The 20,472-nt window shown below is 67.5% G+C and carries 17 protein-coding genes and 1 tRNA gene; 4 read left to right on the top strand and 14 right to left on the bottom strand.

Annotated elements, in window-relative coordinates; translation table 11 throughout:
* Nucleotide 1 precedes the first annotated feature (1 nt).
* From gspK to HUW43_RS15115, 11 genes are all read right to left on the bottom strand, one after another.
* Nucleotides 2–1,006 carry a type II secretion system minor pseudopilin GspK gene (gene gspK / locus HUW43_RS15165; RefSeq protein WP_188238179.1) on the bottom strand — a complete coding sequence of 335 codons (1,005 nt, stop codon included), beginning with the start codon at nt 1,004–1,006 and terminating at the stop codon, nt 2–4.
* On the bottom strand, nt 1,003–1,614 hold the full coding sequence (gene gspJ, locus HUW43_RS15160; RefSeq protein WP_188238178.1) for a type II secretion system minor pseudopilin GspJ: 612 nt from the start codon (nt 1,612–1,614) through the stop codon (nt 1,003–1,005). Before gspJ ends, gspK begins: the two co-directional genes overlap by 4 nt.
* A complete protein-coding gene (gspI, locus tag HUW43_RS15155; protein WP_188238177.1) occupies nt 1,611–1,988 on the bottom strand; it encodes a type II secretion system minor pseudopilin GspI in 378 nt (125 codons plus the stop codon). Before gspI ends, gspJ begins: the two co-directional genes overlap by 4 nt.
* Nucleotides 1,978–2,466 (bottom strand): GspH/FimT family pseudopilin, encoded by a 489-nt coding sequence (locus tag HUW43_RS15150; protein WP_188238176.1) that lies wholly within the window; start codon nt 2,464–2,466, stop codon nt 1,978–1,980. The genes gspI and HUW43_RS15150 overlap by 11 nt, the downstream gene beginning before the upstream one ends.
* A complete protein-coding gene (gene gspG, locus HUW43_RS15145) occupies nt 2,441–2,947 on the bottom strand; it encodes a type II secretion system major pseudopilin GspG (protein ID WP_188238175.1) in 507 nt (168 codons plus the stop codon). Before gspG ends, HUW43_RS15150 begins: the two co-directional genes overlap by 26 nt.
* A gap of 3 nt (nt 2,948–2,950) precedes the next feature.
* Nucleotides 2,951–4,168 (bottom strand): type II secretion system inner membrane protein GspF, encoded by a 1,218-nt coding sequence (gene gspF, locus HUW43_RS15140; protein WP_188238174.1) that lies wholly within the window; start codon nt 4,166–4,168, stop codon nt 2,951–2,953.
* Nucleotides 4,161–5,654 (bottom strand): GspE/PulE family protein, encoded by a 1,494-nt coding sequence (locus HUW43_RS15135; protein ID WP_188238173.1) that lies wholly within the window; start codon nt 5,652–5,654, stop codon nt 4,161–4,163. The genes gspF and HUW43_RS15135 overlap by 8 nt, the downstream gene beginning before the upstream one ends.
* Entirely contained in the window at nt 5,651–7,852 is a 2,202-nt protein-coding gene (gspD, locus tag HUW43_RS15130; protein ID WP_188238172.1) for a type II secretion system secretin GspD, read from the bottom strand. The genes HUW43_RS15135 and gspD overlap by 4 nt, the downstream gene beginning before the upstream one ends.
* Before the next feature lie 5 nt (nt 7,853–7,857).
* Nucleotides 7,858–8,724 (bottom strand): type II secretion system protein N, encoded by an 867-nt coding sequence (locus tag HUW43_RS15125; RefSeq protein ID WP_188238171.1) that lies wholly within the window; start codon nt 8,722–8,724, stop codon nt 7,858–7,860.
* A gap of 161 nt (nt 8,725–8,885) precedes the next feature.
* Nucleotides 8,886–11,579 (bottom strand): TonB-dependent receptor domain-containing protein, encoded by a 2,694-nt coding sequence (locus HUW43_RS15120; protein ID WP_188238170.1) that lies wholly within the window; start codon nt 11,577–11,579, stop codon nt 8,886–8,888.
* An 83-nt stretch (nt 11,580–11,662) separates the two neighbouring features.
* Nucleotides 11,663–13,240 (bottom strand): hypothetical protein, encoded by a 1,578-nt coding sequence (locus HUW43_RS15115; protein ID WP_188238169.1) that lies wholly within the window; start codon nt 13,238–13,240, stop codon nt 11,663–11,665.
* Nucleotides 13,241–13,556: 316 nt separating this feature from the next.
* On the opposite strand from HUW43_RS15115, the gene HUW43_RS15110 reads away from it, so the two are divergent.
* Nucleotides 13,557–13,643: transfer RNA gene (locus tag HUW43_RS15110), tRNA-Leu, on the top strand.
* 28 nt (nt 13,644–13,671) lie between these two features.
* Here HUW43_RS15110 and HUW43_RS15105 read toward each other — a convergent pair.
* Entirely contained in the window at nt 13,672–14,514 is an 843-nt protein-coding gene (locus HUW43_RS15105) for a helix-turn-helix domain-containing protein (RefSeq protein WP_188238168.1), read from the bottom strand.
* A 142-nt stretch (nt 14,515–14,656) separates the two neighbouring features.
* Between HUW43_RS15105 and HUW43_RS15100 the strand changes: the two genes are divergently transcribed.
* The 3 genes from HUW43_RS15100 (at nt 14,657) to HUW43_RS15090 (ending at nt 18,031) form a co-directional block, all read left to right on the top strand.
* Nucleotides 14,657–15,676: an autoinducer binding domain-containing protein gene (locus HUW43_RS15100; RefSeq protein WP_188238167.1), complete on the top strand. Its 1,020-nt coding sequence runs from the start codon at nt 14,657–14,659 to the stop codon at nt 15,674–15,676.
* Between the two features lie 75 nt (nt 15,677–15,751).
* Complete coding sequence (locus HUW43_RS15095; protein WP_188238166.1) at nt 15,752–16,810, top strand: alpha/beta hydrolase family protein; 1,059 nt, start codon at nt 15,752–15,754, stop codon at nt 16,808–16,810.
* Nucleotides 16,811–16,864: 54 nt separating this feature from the next.
* Nucleotides 16,865–18,031: an iron-containing alcohol dehydrogenase gene (locus HUW43_RS15090; RefSeq protein ID WP_223181571.1), complete on the top strand. Its 1,167-nt coding sequence runs from the start codon at nt 16,865–16,867 to the stop codon at nt 18,029–18,031.
* Between the two features lie 100 nt (nt 18,032–18,131).
* Here HUW43_RS15090 and HUW43_RS15085 read toward each other — a convergent pair whose 3' ends face one another.
* The gene (locus tag HUW43_RS15085; RefSeq protein ID WP_188238165.1) at nt 18,132–18,974 is read right to left on the bottom strand and encodes an amidohydrolase family protein; all 843 of its coding nucleotides are present in this window, start codon (nt 18,972–18,974) and stop codon (nt 18,132–18,134) included.
* A 56-nt stretch (nt 18,975–19,030) separates the two neighbouring features.
* A complete protein-coding gene (locus HUW43_RS15080) occupies nt 19,031–20,260 on the bottom strand; it encodes an MFS transporter (protein WP_188238164.1) in 1,230 nt (409 codons plus the stop codon).
* Nucleotides 20,261–20,472 lie beyond the last annotated feature (212 nt).

Raw genomic sequence — 20,472 nt, 5'->3', positions numbered from 1 at the left:
GTCAGTCGCTCTCGCCCCAGTCGCGGCGCACGATCACGGGCGGGGCCATGCCGGCCGACGGCGCGCCGCCATTGGCGTCGATGAGTGAAACTGCCGTCAAAAACCCGTCCCCCATCGTCACATTGGTCGTCAGCACCAGCCAGCGGCTGGTCACCGCCGCCTGCTCGGCGACATCGGTCGGCGGCTTGCGGCGATCGAACGCCGGCGCCTCCCAGAATCGCACGCTGCTGCCATAGCCGCCCGCGGGGCGCGCGGCTAGCGCCGCCCGCGCGGTTGCCACGTCGATTTCCCCCGGCCACAGCATCGCAACGAGCGGCGCCTGCCCGGCGGCGAGCGTGTTGACGTTGAGCCTTACCGGGTCAGTCGACGGCAGCGCGCAAACCCATGGCAAGAGCCGCGCATAGATTTTGGCGCTGACCCCGCGCACCGCGCGCAGCTCGCTGACATGCGCCATCTTGCGGTTCGCGGGCAGATAGGCGCCGGGCAGCGACCGATACACATTATCCTCGGCGCCGAGCCGTCCTTCGTTGCTGTCGCTGTCGATCCAGTCGGCGGCGGCACCCGCGATCGCTTGCGCTTCGCCGTCCTCGATGCCGAGCAGGGTCATCAGCGCGGCGAATTGCTGCTGCGCCCCCATGCGCTGCGTCAGGCGCCCCGGCACCGTTTCGGCGACCAGGCTGTTGAGGTTGAAGCAATTATTCGCGTCGGTCAGCCGCGCGCGGCCTTCGCCGCCGGGCAAGGGCAGCACGAAATCGCGCCCCAGCCAATCGCCCGCCAGCGTCAGTTTCGCCGGATCGCGCCCGACCAGATCGGCGACGCGGCGAAGCGCAATCTGTTCGGCGGCGAAGCTGTAGGCACGTCCCTGATCGACCGTCGCCGCGCTGCCCGCGATCCGCGTTGCCAGCGTCAGCCGGTCGAGCGCGGTCGCCGCGATCACCGCCATCACGGCAACGAGCAGCAGGACGCTGAGCAAGGCCGCGCCGCGTTCGCCCGGCGAAGGCTTCATGGCGCCGCCCCCGCGATTGCTGGCGGCGGCAGCAAGGTCGGCGCGGTGAGAAACAGCATCGTCAGCGGCGCGCGGCCCGCGCGGCTGATGCGCAGCTCGACCGCGCGCGGCAGGCGGTCGCCCGGCTCCGACGTCCAGCTCTCGCCCCAGTTCCCCGCCTCGTCGCGATAGCGCACCCGCGCCGCGGCGACCGCGTCCAGCAGCCGGTCGCCATCGCCCAGCGCCGTTCCGTCGAGCATTGGCTGCGTCGCGCGCCGCCATTCGCTGCCGACAAGCGCATAGCCGACACGTTCGACCGCGGGCCGCCGGCTGCCGTCCAATGCCGCCGCGCCCGCGTGGACAAAGGCAAAGCCGGTGGCAGTCCCGACGAACGCCGGCACCGCCTCGCCCGCCGGCCCGCGCGTCGGGCGCTGGACCGCCTGCGCCAGATCATTCGCCATCACCGCGCGCGCACGGTTCATCCCGCTCATGCCCTTCAGCCGCTCCTGCACCGCATCCTGCGTGTCGATGCTGCTGCGAAGCAAGCCGACGCCCATCGCCGCGATCGCCGCGAACAGCGACAACGCCACGAGCATCTCGACCAGGGTGAATCCGCGCTGATCGTTCATCGCGCCGGCCGGATGATCGTCAGCGCCGCCTGCCCGCCGCCCCCTTCGGGACGGACGAGCAGGTCGATCCGCAGCAGCGCGGCGTCGGCGGTTTTCGTCACACGCTGGTCGATGCGCCAGTTGCGCCCGGCGTTGGCGACGCCAATCGCGCTGTTGCCGATCGTCGGCGGCGCGGGGTCGGTCCACAGCTCGACCGCGCGATTCTGTGCGACGATGCCCGCGACGGTGCTGACATCAAGGTCGCCCGCGGTGCGCACCGCATAAGCGTCGAGCCGCACCAGCGTCAGCGCGGCGATGCTGATGATGCTGAGCGCCACCAGCATTTCGAGCAGGGTAAAGCCGCCTTCGCCCCGATGCGGCACGTCAGCGCTCACGGCTGACCTCCCCCATCGCCGACACGCGGACGATCTCGCGCGCATCGCCGCCCGACAGAATCACCGCCTGCGGCGTCGGGCTGGCCCCCACGCGGTCGAACAGGATGCGCGCGACCGCCTGCCCGCCTTCGGCCGAAAAGGACACCTCGGCGGGCCAGCTCCGCTGTTCAAAGGGGCGGCCGGGCAGGGGCTGCCATTCGCCCGCGATCCGGCGTTCAAAGCCGTAACCCGACGGCGCAAAGCGGACCGCGACGCTGCGCCCCTCGATCACCGCGACGTCGCGCGCGGCGGCGAGGCGCGCGGCGAGCCGGTCGGCCTCGCTGCGCACGCTGCGCTCCTCGCCGGGAATCGTCAGCACCACCGCGGTCGCCGCGAGCGCAAGGATCGCGAGCACCACCATCAGTTCAACCAGCGTGAATCCGTTGGCGTCGGGGCGCGCGCGGGCGCGGGCTTCAGCCGTCGCTGCGAATGTCCGCATTTTCGTCGGTCCCGCCGGGCGCACCGTCGGCGCCGAGCGACCAGATGTCGAACGCCTTGCCGTTCGGACCGGGCGCCTGATAATTATAGGGGCGGCCCCACGGATCTTCGGGCAGTTTCTTGATATAGCCGCCGCGGCGATAGCGTTCGGGCTGCGCCAGCGACGGCGGGGCGGTGACCAGTGCGTTCAGCCCGTCGGTCGAGGGCGGATAGGCCAGATTGTCGAGCCGATATTGTTCGAGCGCGTTTTCGAGCGTCGCGATGTCGGCCTTGGCCTTCGTCACCATCGCGCGGTCCTGGCTGGGCAGGACGTTGATCATCACCACCGTCGCAAGCAGGCCGATGATGAAGATGACGACCATCAACTCGGTCAGCGTGAACCCGCGCTCGCCCTTTTTTCGGCGACCGATAACCCGCGGGCGACGCGCTCCCGAAAAGGAGGTGTCGAGCATCAGGCGAAGGAAAAGCTGCATCAGCGACATTTATTACAGTCCGGCTAGATTCTGCAACTGAAGGATCGGCAGCAGAATGGCGAGGATGATGAGAGCCACGCATGACCCCATAACGACAATTATGACAGGTTCGAGAAGCGCCATCGACGCGGCGGTGAACCGGTCGAACTCACGTTCCAGATAATCGGCCGCGCGTTCGAGCATCACCTCGAGCCGCCCGGCGCTCTCGCCGCTTGCGGTCATATAGACAAGCAGCGGCGGAAAGACCCCGGCATCGCGGAGAGCCGCCGACAGGCTGCCGCCCGCGCGCACCTGATCGACGATCGTCGCGGTCGCACCCGCCAGCGCGGCGTTGCGGATCGTCGGCAAGGTCAGCCGCAGCCCTTCGACCAGCGGCAGGCGGCTCGACACCATCGTCGCGAGCGTGCGCGCAAAGCGCGCGGCGTAAAGATCGCGGAGCAGGCGGCCGAGCAGCGGCAGGCGCAAGAGCCGCGCATCGACGCGCGCCTTGAACGTCGGCCGCCGCATCGCCGCGACCCAGCCGAACGCCGCGGCAACCATCAGCAGCGCGATCAGCCACCACCAGTTCGCGGCAAAGCTGGATACGCCGATCACCGCGCGCGTCAGAAAGGGCAATTGCTGGCCGGTGTCGGTGAATTGTTCGACGACGCGCGGGACGACGAAGATCATCAGCGCCGCGACAACGCCGATCGCGACCACCGCGAGCACGATCGGGTAAGCGAGCGCGGCGATGAGCTTGCCGCGCACCTCGGCCTGACGTTCGAGCAGGTCGGCAAGCCGTGCGAGGATCACCGTCAGGCTGCCCGTCGTTTCACCCGCCGCGACCATCGCGCGATAGAGCGGCGGGAAACTCGTCGGCTGGCGCGCCATTGCATCGGCAAGGCGGCGCCCTTCGAGCAGCCCGGCGTGGACATCGCCGATCACCGCGCGCGCGCTTTCGGCCTCGCTCTGGCGCGTCAAGGTGCGCAGCGCCTCTTCGAGCGGCGCGACTTCGGCGAGCGTCGCGAGTTGCCGCGTGAACAGCGCCAGCTCCTTGCGGCCGAGACGGTCCTTGCGAAAGGCGAAAAGCGAGCGGCCCGACGTCGCCTTCGTTCCCGCCATCTCGACCGCAACAATGTGGAACCTGCGCGCGATCAGGCTGGCGCGCGCGGCATCGTCGTTCGCGGCGGTCAGCCGCCCCTTGCGTTCGCGGCCTGCGGGATCGATCGCCACATAGCGATAATCAGGCATCGACATCCTCGCGCCGCGCGACGCGGATCGCTTCCTCGGCGGTCGTCAGCCCCTTCGCGACCATCGCCCGCGCCGCGGACGCCAGCGTCGGCGATTTCAGAAAGGCGTGCTTTGCGATCATCGCTTCATCGCCGCCGGCATAGATATAGCGGCGCACCGTCTCGTCGACCTTGATCGCCTCGAACACGCCGATGCGGCCCTTGAACCCGGTGCCGCCGCACGCCTCGCACCCCTTCGGCCGCCAGATGACGGTACCGATGTCGAGCCCCAGCATCGCGGCGATGCTGTTGTCGGCCTGCACCGGCTCGCGGCACTGGTCGCACAGCTTGCGGACCAGCCGCTGCGCGATCACCGCGCGCAGGGTCGAGGCGAGCAGGAAGGGTTCGACCTTCAAATCTTTCAGGCGCGTGATCGCCCCCACCGCATCGTTGGTGTGGACGGTCGAGAGGACAAGGTGGCCGGTGAGCGAGGCCTGCACCGCAATGTCGGCGGTCTCGCGGTCGCGGATTTCGCCGACCATCACCACATCGGGATCCTGGCGCAGGATCGCGCGCAGTCCGGCGGCGAAATCGAGCCCGACCTTGGCATTCACCTGCGTTTGCCCGACGCCGTCGACGGCATATTCGACCGGGTCTTCGACGGTCAGGATGTTGCGCTGGCCATCGTTCAACTGCTTCAATGCCGCATAGAGCGTCGTCGTCTTGCCCGATCCGGTCGGCCCGGTGACAAGGATGATGCCATTGGGTTCGGCCAGCGCCTCGCGCAAGATCCGGTCCGCCTCGCCCGACAGGCCGAGTATGTCGAAGTCGATCCCGGCGGCCTCCTTGTCGAGGATGCGCATCACGACGCGCTCGCCCGCGCGGCTCGGCAGCGTCGAAACACGCACGTCGATCGCTTTGCCCGCCAGCGTCAGCGCGATACGCCCATCCTGGGGCACGCGGCGCTCGGCGATGTCGAGCCGTGCCATCACCTTGATGCGGCTGACGACGACCGGCGCGACATGCGGCGGCATCCGCAGATGCTCGCGCAGCACGCCGTCGGCGCGCATCCGCACGACCAGCCCGCTTTCATAGGGTTCGATATGGATGTCGCTGACCCCCTGCCGCACCGCTTCGGCGATGATGGCGTTGATCAGGCGGATCGCGGGGGCGTCGTCGGCGCTGTCGAGCAGGTCCTCGGCGCTGGGGATGCCGAGGTCGAGCCCGTCGCCGCCGACCGACCCCGCCATCGCCGCCGCCGAACTGTCGACCGCATAATGGTCCGAAAGCAGCCGGTCGAAATCGGCGGCATCGGCAGTCGCGACGCGCAGCGGTTGCGCAAGGTAACGCTTGACCTCGATCAGCACCGCCGGATCGCTGCCTTCGCGCAAGGTCGCCAGCCAGACGCCATCGTCGCCCGGCGCGATGACGACGCCGTGTGCGCGCGCAAAGCCATAGGGGATGTCGACCGGCGCCGTCGCGGGCGCGGCCGGTTCGCTGTCGCTCACGGAACGTCTCCGGCGGGAGGGACGGGGGCTTCGGAAACCGATGGCGGCACGTCGGTCTGGATCACCGCGCCGTCCGCGCCGCGCAGCGCGGGCAGATCGACCGGGCCGACGGTGACGTCGTCCGGGGTCGGCGGCGACGGCGGCGTCGTCCCCATATAATCGCGCACCAGCGTATCGATCGCAGGTTCGACGTCGGGGTTTCGTTCGAGCTGGAAATTGCGGATATAGCCATAGCGGCGCGCGGTCAGCGCGGCATTGTCCGCACGGCTTTTCAGGATCGTCGGGCGGATGAAGACCATCAGATTGGTTTTCGACCGCGTGCGGCTGCGCGATTTGAATAGTTCGCCGAGCAGCGGAATATCGCTCAAAAGCGGGATGCGTTCGATCGTCCGACGCTCATCATCGTTGAGCAGTCCGCCGATCGCAAGGATTTCGCCGTCGTCGACCGTCAGCACCGTTTCGAACGACCGCTTGTTGAGGATGAGGTCGCTGTTGCGCGAGGACACCGGACCCGCGACGCTCGACACTTCCTGGCGCAGGAACATCTTCACTTCGCCCGCGCCATTGACCTGCGGCGTCACTTCCAGCTTGATGCCGACCTCTTCGCGCTGAACGGTGCGAAAGGCGTTTTCGAAATTGTCGCCCAGCTTTTCGCCGGTGGTGATCGGCACATCCTGTCCGACAAGGAACTTGGCGGGCTGATTGTCCAGCGTCACGATATGCGGCGTGGCGAGCAGGTTCGACGTCGTATCCGATTTCACCGCATTGATGATCGCGCCGAAGATCGTGTTTTTGCCGATGTCGCCCGCAAAACCGGCAAAGCCGCCGGTCGCCGAAAGCAGCTGCGCCGCCGCCGCTTCCTGCAAGGCGTCGCCGAGCGCGCTCGTCGTCTGGGTGACGACGGTGGTGCCGTCGGTGGTCGTCGTTTCCTCGGTGATTTGTGTCGAGGCATAGGCGCCACCCAGGGTCAGGATATTGGGCGAGGCGTTGCTGTAGCTGGTCGCGACGAAGGGGATATTCTTGCCGCCGAGCAGGAACTGGACGCCGAGCCGCTTTGCCGCATCGTCGCCGATTTCGACGACGATCGCCTCGACCAGAACCTGCTGGCGCCGCGCATCGAGCTGGCGGATCAGTTCGCCGAGCATCCGCTGCACTTCGCTGTTTGCCGCGACGATGATCGCGTTGGCGCCTTCATAGCGCGTGACGATCGCCGGGCCGCGCGTCGATATGCTGCCGCTGCCCCCGGCGCCGGTCGAGGCGGGCGCGGACGGCGCGGCGGTCGGCGCGGCATTGTTGCCGCCATCGGAAGACGATGATGATGATGCAGGCGGCAATCCCGCCTTTTGCGCCGGATCGCTGCCGCCGCCGATAAGCTGTTGCAACGTCGGCAGCAGCGTTTCGGCATTGGCATGTTCCAGCCAGTATACACGCAGCTCGGTGCCGCCCGCCGCCTTGGCGTCAAGCTCTTTCGCCATTGCGACGAAGCGCGTCACAAGCGCCTGGTCGCCGCGCAGTGCAATCGCATTGCTGCTGTCGATCGGCACGATCGCGACGGGCGCGCGCGCGCCCTCGCCCGCCGCGGGGACCAGCGCCTGAAGCGCCGCCGCGATCTCACGCGCGCCGGCATTTTTGAGCGTGACGATCTGGCTGGTCGAACTGTCGCGGTCGATGCTTGCGGCGAGCGCGCGGATGCGGCGGATATTGTCGGCGAAGTCGGCGACCACCAGGCTGTTGGCGTTGCGGTTGGCGGTAAGCGATCCCTGCGCGCTGACCAGCGGGCGCAGCGTTTCGACCGCGGCGACCGCGTCGATATGGCGCAGGCGGATGATTTCGGTGACGAACTGGTTCTGCGCCGCGCCGCCGCTGCCGATGCGGCCCGGCTGCGCTGCGGCGCCGTCGATTGGCTGCACGCGGTAGGCGCCGTTCGGTCCCGGCACCGCGACAAGACCGTTCGAGCGCAGGGTCGCAAGGAATATCTCGAAATATTCGCTGCGTGACAGCGGCCGGTCGGTGACGACCGACACCTTGCCGTTGACGCGCCCGTCGATGACGAAGGTGCGCCCGGTGATCCGCGCCGCATCCTGGATGAAAGCGCGAATGTCGGCGTCGCGCACGTTCAGCGTATATTGCGCGATCGCCGGCGCGGGGCTTGCGGAAACGAGCGCGGCGGCGAGCATCAGGGACAGTTTGAGACGCATAATACCTATTGCTTCGAAAGGAAGATGGCGACGGGGACGACGCTGGCGCCGCGTTCGACTTCGAGCGCGATGCGCGCGCCCGGCACAAGCTGGTTGGCGAGTGCGGCGGCATCGCTCGCCGATCCGACCGGGCGGCCGCCCACCGCCCGGATGACGTCGCCCGGCCGCAGCCCCGCAGCGCGGAAGGTCGCGCCGTCGCCCTGCGGCTGGACGACGATGCCCGTGACGCGGCCGTTCTCGGTTCGCGGCGCGAAAGCGACCCCGGCCTTGATCGCCGCGGCGGTCAGTTCGCCGCTCGTCGCCGCGCCAACCTCGGCCGTCGGCGCGGGCAGCGGTGTCGCGGGGGTGGCGACCGGCGCCGCACCGCTCTGGTCGAGGAACAGGCTTTCGCGCGCGCCGCCGCGGTCGAGCAGCACATGGTCAAACGCGACGCCCGCGAGCTTCAGTCCCGGCGCGATTTCGTCGCCGACGGCATAGCTCGCCTGCACGCCGTCCTCGCCTGCGATGATCGCCGAACCGCCACCCGTCGCTTCGTTCAGATTGATGCCAAAGAGGGTAAGGCCAGCCGAGGTGACGGTCGCCGCCGCCGGCCCCTGCGCCGCGCCGCGAAAAAAGGGATCGAGACTGGCGAACAACGCGCGTCGTTCGGCGGGCGGCGCAATCACCGCCGCCTGCGGCTGCCACGCGCCGAGCGGCGATACGGGCGTCAGCAGCACCCACAAGAGCCGCACCGCCTGCCACACGAGCAGCGCGCCGAGCAGACCGACCAGCAGCTGCGGCCAGACCGCACGCGGCGAACGGCCGCGCGCGCGCAGCCATGATGGCAGCGCGCGCGGCAACCGAACGGCCGATCGGGACATCAGCGTCGCCATGAAAATCTACCTGTCCCCCAACTGATGCGCTGTGCCTCGCGAATCGCCTAGGGGCGATTGGTGACAATCAGTTGACGGGAAGATTACAGTTTTTTGTCGGCCGGGCGAGTCCGTCAAGGCCGCGATGGCTCCTCCCCTTGCGGGGAGGAGCCATCTCGCTGTCAGAACTTCAACGACGCGCTGAGCGAGAAGGTCCGGCCCAGCTTGTAACGGTTGAGGAAGATGCGATTATCGCCCGCTTCCTGCACTTCCTTATAGGTGCGCCCCGTCAGGTTGCGCGCCTCGAACTTCAGCTCGATTTCCCTGTTGAGCAGGGTCACGCCCTGCCGCGCCACAAAATCGACCGAAATGCCCGGCTTTTCGCGAATGTCGGGCTGCTGCGACGGACCGCGGCTGGTGACGCGCGGGCTTGAATAGGTGACGAGTATCGTCTGCTGCGACAGCCTGTCCTGATCCTCGATCCCGATCTGGAAATTGACGATATGATCCGACTGGCCGGTCAGCGGCGACCCGTCGAAGAAGAAGTCGGCAGCGTCGAGCGTGACGCCGTTGATCACCGTCGTATCATCGGCGCCAACCTTCAGCTCGGATTTGGTATAGGTATAGTTGCCGATCAGCACGAGACGGCGGCTCTGCCAGAACGGCGCGTCCGACATCGTATCAAGCGCGAAATATTTCTGCACTTCGACCTCGGCGCCGTAAAGCGTCGCCTTTGGCGCATTGGCAAAGCTCGAGTTGGCGACCGAGTCGGTGCTGATCGAGGTGAAGGTTTCGATCGGCCGGTCGATCGACTTGTAGAAGCCGGCCAGCGTGAACCGCTGGTCGCGATCGAAATACCATTCGTACCGCAGCTCGGCGTTCCACAGCTCGCTGTCGGTCAGCGACGGGTTGCCGCGGAACTCGCGGTTCGATTCGGGGTCCTGATAGACCTGCGCAATCAGCTCGCGGAACTGCGGCCGGGCGATCGTCTTCGATCCGTTGAGGCGCAGCTGCATGTCGGGGGCGACTTCCCAGGTCAGCGTGACCGCGGGCAGCCAGTAATCATTTTTCAGGTTCGTCGCGACGATCGCGCTGCTGCCCGTGTTGAACAGGTCGACCGGGCTCACCGTCTGATTGCCATCCTCGTAACGGACGCCCGCGTTGACGTTGACCCCCGGAATGATCTCGGCCTGCACCTGGGCATAGCCCGCGTGCGTCGTCAGCGCCGCATCGAACGCCGCAGTCCCGTCCTGCGCCGAGGTTTCGAGCAGCGAGATGTCGTAAAGCTGGATCGTCGCGTCGGAGAGGAGATAGTCGGGGCGCAGCTGCGTGACCTCGACCGGCAGGTTCGATCCGCGGAACTGAAAGGCGCGCCGCACGGCGGTGCGGCTGGTGTCGCTATAGGCATAGCCGACCGTCGCGGTGATGCGCGGTGCCAGTTCATAGGACAGATCGACGCCGCCCGACCACAGATCCTCGTTCAGGTCTGAAAAGGCGATCGTCGCGTCGCCGCGGTTGCCCCCCAGATCGTTGACGAACTTGTCGCCGGTGGGATCCTGTGCGGTCGGCAGATTGGTGCGGACATAGGTGAAGCCGCGTTCATAGGGCGCCTCGCGCTGCGAATTGGCATAGCCGCCGCGCAGGTCGAGCTGAAGCCGGTCGAAATCGAACTCAGCGACAAGCTGCGTGTTGATGAGCTGGCGCTCATACCACGCCGTGTCCTGCTCCAGAATGTCGCGTTCGGACTGGTTGCGGTCGGCACCAAGACCGAGGCGCGCCTGCTTCAGCGTGTCGCGGATGAACAAATTGGTCCAGCGGAACTTGTGATCGCCAAGCTCGAGCCCAAGGCCGAGCAGGCCGTTCACGACGATGCGGTTGTCGGTGATGACGCGGTTGAAGCTCGTCTGCGGATCGCCCGACAGATCCCGGTTCAGCGAAGTCTGTTGCAGCGTGTCGCGCGTGCGCCACTTGTTGCTGATCCCCATCGTCGCGATGATGCCAAGCTCGCCGTCGGGCAGCGCGATCGTCGTGCCGCCGGTGATGCCCGCCGACCAGTTAACCGGGATATGGTCGTTCTGCTGAAGCAGGCTCGTCTCGGCGTTGACCAGCTCCATCTGGATCGCTTCGAGGTCGTCCTGCGTGAAATCGGCGCCCTCGAGGATCGGCTTGCCGCTGGCAAAGGCAGCCTTCAACAGCGGCGGCACGTCGCGCGTGCCGTCGTCGAAGCCCGTCCAGTCGGTGTCGCTGCCATAATAGGTGTAGCCAAGCTCGTTCGTCGTCTCGCTGTCCCAGCCGATGCCGCCCGAAAAGGTCAGGAAGGTTTCGCGCGGGGTCGACTTGGTCGTAAGGTTGATGACGCCGCCCCCGAACTCGCCGGGGAAGTTCGCCGAATAGCTTTTCTGCACCAGCGTCGAATCGATGACGTTCGACGGGAATAGGTCGAGCGGAACGACGCGCTTCAGCGGTTCGGGGCTGGGCAGCGGCGATCCGTTGAGCAGCGCGAGCGAATAGCGATCACCAAGGCCGCGCACATAGACGAAACCGTTGCCGACGACCGACAGGCCGGTGACGCGCTGGAGCGAACCGGCAATGTCGCCCTCGCCCGTCCGCGCGATGTCGGCCGACGACAACACCGACACGACTTCGGGCGTCGCACGCACGACATTGGGGGTGAAACGACCCGTAACGACGATTTCGGCGTCGGCGCCGCCGGGGATCGAAACATCGGCCTCCTCGTCCTGCGCAGCCTCATCGGCGACGGGCTCGTCGGCCGCGGCCGGTGCCGGTTCGGCGCTGCCGTCCTGCGCAAGCGCGGCAGGGGCGACAAGAGCGGTGCTAAGGAGGAGCAGGCTGGCGAAGATCGGCCGCTTGGTCATGGATTATGTCCCCAGGGATATTGTCAAGAAGGGAGCGGGCCGACCGGTGTGGCAGCCCGCTCCCCAGATTCGATCGCGGGCGATCAGGTCGTCGGGATGCCGGTGCAGCTGCCGCTTGACGTGCCGAAGTTCGCCGTCGCCGAATTGCAGGTCCAACCCCGATACCAGGTGTCGTTGGCGTCGCGGACGGCGCCGACATAGGCGGTCGTGTCGAAGAAGGCGTCCAACGTCTTGGCGTTGAAGGGCGTGAAGCCGGTTTCGGTGGCGCCGTTGACGAACAGGTTGGTCAGGCTGGGCACATAGTTCGACCGGTTGTTGGTGCCGGCCTCAAAGATGGCCTGGACTTCGGCGTCGGTGACGCCGTTCGAACCGCGGAACGGCGTGCTGTTGCACTGGAGCGACACCGAATGGAAGCGCGGCGGACCCTGATCGTCCAGCGCCGGGTTGGCCGCGCGCGTCGTCGTCGCGCTGTCGATGCGCAGACAGCGGATGCCCGGCGCGACGATCAGTCCGTTGGCAAAGGTGTAGTCGGCGCCGCCGCGGATGCGGATCGCCGCACCGTTACCCGCCGCATTGTTGCGCTGGATATAGGTAAAGTTCGACAGGGCGACGCGCTGGCGCGGCGTCGTGTCCTCGTTGCCGTCCGAGTCGATCTCCATCATCGAGTCGCCAACCGCACCGCCGGCGCGCTGGACGCCGATGACATATTGGATGTTGCCCTGATAGCCGACGTCGGTGTCGAGGCTGTCATCTTCGGCGCCGGTGATGATCAGATGCTTCATGTTGACGCGGCCACCGAACACTTCGGCACCGTCGTCCGAGCTGTTGTGGATCTGGATATGGTCGATCTGCGTGCCCGACCCGACACCCGACGGCGTGAGACCCTGCAGCTCGCTGTTCGCCGACAGGACAAAGCCCGAATAGCGAATCTGGACATAGGACATGCGGCCCGAATTATCGTTCGGGGTGGCGCCGCCATAAAGGGCGTTCGTCGCGCCTTCGGTGTTGCGTTCGCACGCCGCCGTGCCGGGGGTCGCAGCGGGCGCGAGGCAGTCGGTGACCGGTGCGCGGCCGAGCAGGACGACGCCGCCCCACAGCTGCGACGTGTCGTCGGTTGCGCTGCCGACGACGTTGCCGCGGCCGGTGAAAACGATCGGCTGCGTCGGGGTGCCGACCGCGTCGATCTTGTTGCCGCGATTGACGGCAAGGAATGACACGCCCGTCGCACCAAAGATGGTGACGCCCGGATCGATCGTCAGCGTAACGTCGGCCGGGTCGCTGGCATCTTCAGTGGCACCCTGGTCGGTGCCGACGTCGACGCGGCCGGGCAGCGAATAGATGACGCCCGCGACCTTCGGGATCGCGGTGGTCGAGTTGAAACGCGCGGGGAAGCCGCAGTTTCGCCAGGTGCCTTCATTGCCGGTGATCGTGCCGAGGTCGGTCAGCTGGTCGGCGCCGGCGATCGTCGGACAGCTTGCGGCCGGCGTCACGCCGGTGGGCGTCGGAGTCGGCGTGGGGGTCGGCGTGGGAGTCGGGGTCGGTGCGGGGACGACGATCACGCCTTCGCCCGGCGAGGCAACGCCGTCAGCGCCGCAAGCGGCCAGAATGGAACAGGCCACGCCGCTGAGCATGACCATACGAATGCGTGCGAAAGCCGCCATGAAAATCTCCGTTCCCGGTGTGCGCCCCAAAATGCGTTGAGCGGCGCCCCTGATGAAAAACATGCCGCGGGCGAGCGAAACTGCCCCTCGTCCCCGGTGAGGCCGCCACTAGGGTGATTCGATGACGGTCTGACGCCAAAGCGGTGACAGTTAGGTGACGTTTCGGAGTCGGTTCGATGACAGGCGCCGTGGTGGCGGGCATCGCGCCTTCGCGGGCGCAGAAATAAAAGCGGCGAAGCTCGCTTGCATCGCCCCGCAAGCTTTGCTAGGCGCGCGCTCCTACCTGGTGCCGGACCCGTCCGGACCATCATGATGTGCGGTCGTGGCGGAACTGGTAGACGCGCAACGTTGAGGTCGTTGTGGCCGAAAGGCCGTGGAAGTTCGAGTCTTCTCGACCGCACCATCTCACCCGATCGGGGCGATATCCGGCTTTATGGTTTCGCGGTGACCGGAGGCTCGCCGGGGGCTGCCTCGCTGCTCGCGAGCGCCTTCATCGCGGCGCGCGTCGGCTCGTCGGATGGAAACCAGAGCTCCATGCGCAGCGACGCCAGCGTGACATCCTGAGGCAGGGCAAAGACGCTCTGAATCGTGAAAAAGCGCATCACTCCCTGCGGCGTGTCGAAAACGAGGTTCAGATAGGGATCGGCCGAGGGCATCGCGGGCTGCGACGGGCGCGGACCGAAGCGTTCGATCATCGAGGCTTCGACGCGGTCGGCGCGCGGCTCGAGCGCGGGGCGCACCCATTGCTCGCGGCGCAACTGGTCAAGCAGCGCGCCGCCGCCGATCCACGGATCGCGCATAAAGCGGAACATGCCGCCGGGGTGGATCAGCGCGTCGATCATGCTGAACCCCAGCGACAGATCATCGAGCGCGGCAACGAAATCGGGCAGGTTCAGTCGCATCAGCCGCCGCGCGCTGCGGTTGGTGAGATGCGCCTGCCAGTCGGCATCGAAAACCAGGCCGGGATAGGGTTCGTGCAGGTCGAGCGTGCGGTCGAGCGCCGCGATCGCGACCGCCAGCCTGGGGTCACGCGGCGAAACGTCGGGCGATGCGGGCGCATAGCCCGCCGCCAGCAGCACCGCATTGCGCAGCGACGGCGGCGCGTCCGCTTCACCCAGCCATGCTTCAAGCAGATCGCGACTCGGTCGCGACCGGCCGCTTTCGACGAAACTGACATGTCGTTGCGATACATTCATGCGCAGCGAAAGTTCGAGTTGCGCGATGCCCGCGCGTTCGCGAATGGCCTTCAGCATGGGCCCGAGGCGGCTGGTCATGGGTGCCGCCTATGCGGCCCAAGCGCGTTCCGGTCGACTACCTCGCAGGTAGGCGTAATAATGTTTCGCATGGCGCTGGATATATTGCCGATCCCAAATTAGGCTGGGAAGCGCGTTCCGACCGACGACGAAGTGCAGCGCCATGGCATCCTTGCTTTCCCCTGCCGCCGACCGCCCGGGCCCGACCGGCTTTCCCGCGCTGCTGCGCCAGCATCGCAAACGCGACGGACGTTCGCAGATGAACCTGGCGCTCGACATGGGCATTTCGCCGCGCCACCTTGGCTTTCTTGAAAAGGGCCGCGCGCGCCCGAGCGCCGTCATGGTCGCGCGTATCGCCGATGCGCTCGCGCTGGCCCCCGCCGAACGCAACGCGATGCTGCTCGCCGCGGGATTTGCACCGACGATCGCTCCGGCCGCCGCAGCGGCCACCGCCGCCAAAGCCGCATCGCTGGCTCTGGCCGCCTTCGAGACCGCGGTGGCGATTGCGGGTGCCCGCGACGCCGCGGCCGCCGTCGACATTGCCGCGCGCTTCCTTGCGGCGAATGGGATCGCCCACTTTATGACCGGCACGCTGCGGCGCGGCCCCCATGGCTGGGAAGTGACGCGCGACGCCGACGGGCGCCCCGCGATCGGATGGCTTCGTCACAATGAAGTGAACGGCTATCGCAACCATGACTATCTGATCCGCGCCACCGCCGCCGCATCGGCCGGCTTTTTCTGGAGCGACATCCCGCTTGCCCTGCTTTCGCCGCTCCAGCGCCGCATCCTCGACGAGGCACGGGATTTCCAGATCGCCGATGGCTTTGTCATGCCGGTTCAGATGGGCGACGGCTCGGTGCGCGCGCTGTCGTCCTGGGCCGGGCCGATCGATACCGACCTTGCAACGCGCACCGCCGTCACCCTTGTCGCAACCGCGCTGCTCGACCGGCTTGCCCGGCTGGGCACGCCCGCGCTGCCGGTCAACGATCCGGCCCGCCTCGCAGCGGTCGACCGCGACATGCTCGCTTTTTTCGCGGCCGGCTATTCGATCGACGGGATCGGACAAAGGCTCGCGCTGGCCGAAGCGGAGGTCGAGCGGCGGTTGCGCGGCATCGCGGCTACGATGGGGTGCGCCAGTCCGGCGATGGCGGCGTGCCGCGCCGCGGCGCTCAACCTTATTTGACCGCGCCATGACGCGCCAGGTAATCGATCGACGGGGCAAAAATGGTCAAGGGTGCGCGCTGAGAAAGGACGGGTGATGATCGGGCTTCGCGCACCGCTGTGCCTCGCTGTCCTGTTTCTGCTGCTGTGCGCTGCCCCGGCGACGCGGGCCGAGCCCGTGATCGGACAGCGGTTGATGATTGCCGATCATCCGCCGGCGGCGATACGCAGCGCCGATGGCAGCACGCGGCTGCGCATCACCGTCTGGTATCCTGCCGCAAGCGATGACAGTGCCGGAACCGCGCCGCCCGCCGCGCGCGATGCGCCCCCTGCCGCCCGCGGACGCCGCGGCGTCATCCTCCTTTCGCACGGCTTCGGCGGCGCAGCGGTCGCGATGGGCTGGTTCGCCGCCGCAATGGCCGAGGCGGGTTATGTCGTGATTGGCGTCGACCATCCCGGCAACAACGGGCTCGACCCGATGACCAGGGCGGGCGCCGCGCTTTTCTTTGAACGCCCCGGCGATCTGCGACGTGCCTATGACCATGTCGCCGCCGACGCCGAGCTAGGCCCGCTGCTTGACCCCGACCGCGTCGCCGCAGCAGGCTTCTCGGCGGGCGGCTTCACCACGCTCGCGCTCGCGGGCGCGCGCGTCGAACCGGAACGGCTGCGCCGCTTCTGCGCAGCCAACCCCGACGACGGCGTCTGCCGCCCGCAGATCGAATATGCGGTCCCCATCAAAGACGTGCTGGCGATTCTGGACAGTGCCCCGGCCCGCGCCCGGCTGGCGCAGGCTGCCGCCGCGCGGCCGCACCCCCGCATCCGCGCGCTGCTCGTCATGGCACCCGCGATCGTGCAGGCGTTCGATCCCGCCAGCCTCGCCACCATCGACGCCGAGGCGCGCTTCATCCTCGGCGGCGCCGACCATGTGGCGCCCGGCACCACCAATGGCCTCGTCGCCGCGGCGCGGCTGCCCCGCGCGCATCATCAGATCGTGCCGGACGCCGGGCACTATGATTTCCTGGCCACCTGCGCCGCGGGGTCGCCGGACCCGCTCCCCTTCTGCGCGCACCAGCGCAGACCCGCCGCTGTCCATCGCGCCGCGATCACGGCCGCGCTCGACCTCTTCGCACGGACGATCGGCAAGCGCGCACAATAGGGATTTCAGCCCTGCGCGCCACGACGTAAGACCGCCTTGTCAGGAGATCGTCCGTTGAGCATCGCGCCCATTGCCCTTCCCCGCATCCTCCGCATCGGCGGCGGTGCATCGAAACAGCTCGCCGAGGTGCTCGATGCTTTGGGACTGTCGCGCCCGCTGATCGTCACCGACGCCTGGCTGCTGCGCAGCGGCCGCGTCGACGAACTGACCGGCCTTCTTGCAGCGGCCGGAATCAGCGCGCGCGTGTTCGCCGACACCGTGCCCGACCCCACGACCGTCTCGATCGACAGGGGTGTGACGTTCCTCAAGCAAGGCCGTCACGATTGCGTCGTCGGTTTCGGCGGCGGCAGCCCGCTCGACAGCGCCAAGGCGATCGCGCTGCTCGCCGCCCACGGCGGCGCGATGGCCGATTACAAGGCGCCGCATGTTCAGGACATACCCGGCCTGCCGGTGATCGCGATCCCGACGACCGCCGGCACGGGCTCGGAAGCGACGCGCTTCACGATCATCACCGACGATGCGACCGACGAAAAGATGCTCTGCCCCGGCCTCGCCTATCTGCCCGTCGCGGCGCTCGTCGATTATGAGCTGACCTTTACCAAACCGAAGCGGCTTACCGCCGATACCGGGATCGATTCGCTGACACATGCGATCGAAGCCTATGTCTCGCGCCGCGCCAATCCGTTCAGCGACGGCATGGCGCTGCTCGCGATGCGCGCGATCGCGCCGAACCTGCGCCGCGTATGCGCCGACCCGATGGACACCGCGGCGCGCGAGGCGATGATGCTGGGTGCGACGCAGGCGGGGATGGCTTTCTCCAACAGCTCGGTCGCGCTCGTCCACGGGATGAGCCGGCCGATCGGCGCGCACTTCCATGTGCCCCACGGCCTGTCGAACGCGATGCTGCTGCCGACGGTCACCGCCTGGTCGGCGCCGGCCGCGCTTCCCCGCTACGCCGACTGCGCGCGCGCGATGGGCGTCGCGGAAGATGCCGAGGGCGATCAGGCGGCGGTGGCGCGGCTGGTCGAGGAGCTGGCGGCGCTCAACCGCGAACTGGAGGTGCCGGGCCCCGCCGCATGGGGCATCGACCCGGCGCGCTGGGACGCGCTCGTCCCGACGATGTGCGCGCAGGCGGCGGCATCGGGTTCACCGGCAAACAATCCGCGCGTCCCCGATGCCGAAGAAATGGCGATGCTTTATACGAAGATTTTCGAAACTTAGGCCGGATCGTTCAGCTCCGCGCAATCCGCGCCCTGCTTAAGCGCGCTCGCCCCGTCGCCCGCTCTCCCACGTCTCGATGTCGGGGACGGGGCATCGCGTCCTAGAGTCCCAGCAGCCGCTTCGCGTTGCCCGAGCGGATCTTCGCGCGTTCCTCTTCGGTCAGGTCCAGCTTGTCGAGCGCATCGAGCGTCTTCGCGAGCGAAATCTGCGGATAATCCGACGCGATCAGCACCTGGTCGATACCGACATTACGGATCGTCCAGACATATTCGTCCTCGATCGGCGAATCGGCGGCCAGGATGACGCTCGCCGAAATGTCGAAATAGATATTCTCGCCGAACAACCCCTCGGCCGTGCGCGCGAGTGCCAGGATGTTCCAGAAGCGAAACCCCAGCCCGCCCATATGCGCAAGGATGAACCGCGTCTTCGGCGCCGCGAGCGCGAGGTTGAACAGCTTTTCATTGTCGGCGGGCACGATGCCGCCGTTGTCGAGCAACACGACCATCCCCGCCGCGCCGGCATGTTGGACCAGCGCGAGCACGCGGGGGTCGGCGGCGTCGAATCCCTGCGTGTGCGGATGGATTTTCAGTATCTTGACCCCGCGCCCCGCCACGCGCGTCACTTCGGCCAGTGCAGCCTCGCCGTCATAGGGGTGGACGGTCGCGATCGGGATCATGTCGGGATGGTCTTTGGCGAGCGCGATCAGCGCGTCGTTGCGGGCGCTGATGTCGGCGGGATTGCCCGCGCGCGCCTGATTGGGGCCGCCGAACCACATCGCGCCGAACCGTTCGACCGAAAGCCCCGCGGCTTTCAGCTTGGCGCGATAGTCGGCAACCGATTCGGCGCCGTTCCACAGATGGACATGGGTGTCGATGACCCGGTCCTCGGCGGCGACCGACGCGAAGGGGGCGAACAGGGCGAGCGAAAGGAGCAGGGTGCGCATGATGTCTCCGTCGGCAATGTCAGCCGCCCCCTGCCACAGCCGCGTGCCGCCGCCAATTACCTCGCGGTATCGCTTGCCCCGATCTGCCGCCGCAGCAGATAGAGGCCGATGCCGAGGATCGCCGTCGGCACGAGCATCAGCGTGAAGGCGGTGCGCCCGTCGAGATGCGCGAAAAGCTGGCCGGTGATGACCGACCCGGTCGTGCCGCCGAGCGCCGAAAAGACGACGACCAGCCCCATCAGCGGCGGGTGCTGGCGGCCGGGCATCGCACTCAGCATCGCCGAGATAATCGTGGGATAGATGGGCGCGAGCGCAAAGCCGATGAGCGGGAACAGAAAGGCCGCGACGGGCGCGTCGCGCCATCCCGCGATCGGCCGCGGCGACAGCCCGTCGGCGAGCGGCAGGACGAGGATGATCAGCGCCGCGAGCAGGATCAGGCAGGCGTTCAGCACCGGATACCAGTCGAAACGCGCCATCACCGCCCCCGCGCCGAAGCGCCCGAGTGCGATGCACGCCGCGAACAGGCTCGCCGCCTGCACGCTCATCTGCGCGGGCAGGTGCAGCACCTCGTTGTTGAAGGTCGGCAGCCAGGTGCCGATCCCCTGTTCGATGACGACGAAGACAAAGGCGCAGAGCACGAAAACCAGCACGAGCGGCAGCGCCGCGAGGCGCAGCATCGCAAGGAAGGGCGCCGCATCGGGCACCGCGGGCTCCTCGCCCGCCGGCGCTTCGTCGACGCGCGCCGAGAGCAGCAGCGCGAGCGCCAGCGCGACGATGCCCGCGAGCACCCAATAAGCGTTCAGCCAGCGCAGCCCGGTGGGGTCGATGAAGGCGCTGAACACCCAATAGGAGGCGAGCACCCCCACCATGAACATGCCTTCGATCAGGCTGGTCAGGCTGGCGTGCTGGCGCGGCCCGGCAGTGACGAAGCCGATCATCGAATAGACCGCGACCTTGGCGACGGCAAACGCAGCGCCGACCATCGCGAAATGGAGCTGCGCCGCGCCGAAACTGCCAAGCATCGGCATCACCAGGCAGCCCGCGATGGCCAGCAGCAGCGCACCGATCAGCGCGGTGCGAAGGCCGATCCGCGCCAGATAACTCGCCGTTGCAAACGACACGAGCGCGATGGTGATGTCCTTGAACCCTTCGAGTGTGCTCGCCTGCGGCTTGCTGACGCCGAAGCTCGAAATCGACTGAAGGATCACCGTCCCGACGCTGTTGAGCAGCATCGCAAAGGCGACATAGGTCAGGATCAGCGCAGCGATCAATCGAGTGCGGGCCATGGCATGTCCTTAGTCACGGCCGAAAGATCGACCAAGTCCTTGCCCTTGACGGGCGAAGGAGACACAGCCTTGTCGCGGAGCGACCAGGCGAAGGTGGATTGGGGGTGGCGTTGTGCCCTTGCACGATCGTCGCAGGCCGAGAGCCCACCCCCCTCTGCTGCGCCCCGGACTTGGTCCGGGGATCGCTTCCTCCTCCCCCATCAAGGGGGGGA

The sequence above is a fragment of the Sphingopyxis sp. LK2115 genome (genome assembly GCF_014595975.1).
GTDB lineage: Bacteria > Pseudomonadota > Alphaproteobacteria > Sphingomonadales > Sphingomonadaceae > Sphingopyxis.
The sequence above is the reverse complement of the archived record's forward strand: the minus strand, read 5'-3'. Positions and strand labels throughout refer to the sequence as shown.